Source organism: Candidatus Manganitrophus noduliformans (assembly GCF_012184425.1).
Lineage (GTDB): Bacteria > Nitrospirota > Nitrospiria > SBBL01 > Manganitrophaceae > Manganitrophus > Manganitrophus noduliformans.
Genome location: NZ_VTOW01000017.1, coordinates 1 through 2,049 on the forward strand (window position 1 = coordinate 1; position 2,049 = coordinate 2,049).

At 42.9% G+C, this 2,049-nt stretch carries 2 protein-coding genes; both read left to right on the forward strand.

Features of this window, described 5'->3' with window-relative positions; translation table 11 throughout:
* Positions 1 to 510 precede the first annotated feature (510 nt).
* Positions 511 to 1,101, forward strand: coding sequence for a hypothetical protein (locus MNODULE_RS24320; protein ID WP_168063796.1), 591 nt, complete (start codon positions 511 to 513; stop codon positions 1,099 to 1,101).
* A 232-nt stretch (positions 1,102 to 1,333) separates the two neighbouring features.
* Positions 1,334 to 1,786, forward strand: coding sequence for a hypothetical protein (locus MNODULE_RS24325; RefSeq protein ID WP_168063797.1), 453 nt, complete (start codon positions 1,334 to 1,336; stop codon positions 1,784 to 1,786).
* Positions 1,787 to 2,049 lie beyond the last annotated feature (263 nt).

Sequence of the window (2,049 nt, forward strand, 5' to 3'; positions counted from 1 at the left end):
ACTCCCACCATCTCCTTCCTCCTGTATCTCGGTCCAACCGATCATACAGGATCATTGAATGGGGGTGGGTCCATTTTACATTATCGCGAACCTTCCAAGTGGGCCCACTTTACTTTATCATTCACAAGGGGTACGCGTGAACACATTTCGGAGTGCGTAGAGTGTTCCTTCCGCGGTTATCTCAAGAGCCACTAATCCTTCCTCTAAAAACATGGATTCCCCGGTTTGCTCCGAGAAGTAGACGGTCTGGAGCATTTTGGCCGTCTGTTCCTTTCCGAAGGAGGGATAATCAGGATGGATGTAATTGATAATGAAGAACTTGCCTGTGGGAGAATACAAAATACGCCAGGGGAGTAAAACGCTCTCAAATCTCTGTAGACAACGAATTTGGATCCTCATTTTAAGAAGTATACCATTCCACTATTATTCTCCTGACTTGACTAATCAAGGTTATTCCGAGATCGTCATATCGTTATTTGGTATAATTGAGCTCATAACAGGAGACCCACAGTGAAAGCGTGTCTCTTCATCAGTTCTATTTTACTCCTGCTTCAAATAGAAACCATCTTGGATACTCATGCACAGCAGCTCGCCTTTGTGGGAGATCCGCAACAAGAAACACTCGAAGAGAGAAGAGCACGCATTGAGCAGTTCATTTACAAGGGCCCCCTTTTTCTACAGGATGACTCTGTGACTGCGATTCGCAACCTCGGAGAAAAGAATGAAGTGGTGGAGACCGACATTCATTCAGATGATCCAAGCCAATATGGTTATATACAAGGGTCGAAAATATGGAAGTGGGACGGGCTCGAAATCATCGGTTTCGAATTCGAGGAGTCGTATGGCCGAATACTCGATCCCTCTGAGCAAATACTGAAAAAAGTCAGACCGGAGTTAATCACCATCACCAGCCCACGGTGGAAGCTCTTAAATGGTTTGGAGGTGGGAATGAGTGCCGATCGCGTTATTGAGGTGTTAGGCCAGCCTCAGAGAAGAGAAGGTGATGCACTAATTTATGGTGGAGAGCCCTCGGAAGTAACCTTCTATATAAATGAGAATAAGATTACAAAGATTATATTCTGGTATTATGGGCCCGATTGACACCTGCTCGTTTGTTTTCTTTCCCCATTTGAAAATCTTAAATATGCTTTCAGAATTAGAGCCAATGACATGAATATACATTCAGAAATTGTAGACTGTACAGAAGATGCGTATCCACCCGGAGGGAGGAGGCCTCCTACCCTGCGCGATCTCGGCACTGAGAGGATCCTTAATCGGCGTATCATGACTTGGTCAGAACTCGGTTCATATGGAATGGGAGGACCCGGATTTTTTGGAATTTTTACTTAATCGCAATGCCAAATATCCAAAGGAATGGCTGGTGCTAGTATTATGGCATTCGTCACTTTGGTTGTTGTTGGACGGTAAAGAAGTAAGGTCACAAGTTAACTACGGTAAAATTCCTTGTGAGCCTTTTTTTGCTACTCTCTCTTGGATGTTGGGCCCCTTTAGCATTCTGCTTCTTCCTTTCTTTGCACTCCATCATTTTTTCCGTCAATGTATTAGATCACGCTGGGATGGCGTATTCCGAAAATTAGCCGGTTCAGAGATTATTGAAGTTGCCATTTCTGAGCATTCTTCTGTTATTAAAATGAAAAAGGAATCGGAAGTGTTCGTTCTCGAAATTCCCGAACCCGGTTCCAGCAAATTTGATATTAAACAGCAAATAAGAGCTCATCATTTAGATGCATGGGTTATCTCCAGGTCAGGTAGAATATTTTGCTGATCTTTAAATCTTCCCATTGCCTTTAAGGAGAACGGGGAACAACGGCTTCAGTTAAGCTCCATGAGGTCAAGGATCTGCAGCCATTAATACAATGGTTTCTTTTGGAAATGTACAATGTTTTAAATGATTACTGCTATTTAGTAGTAGGTGCTATACGTAACATATCCTGCTTTTTCTTATGATTTTAGTTAGTTATCCCCATTTTTCCATTATTCATTTTCCGCATATAAGTCTCTTCCCCATCGTCGTCATCTTCTTCTTGG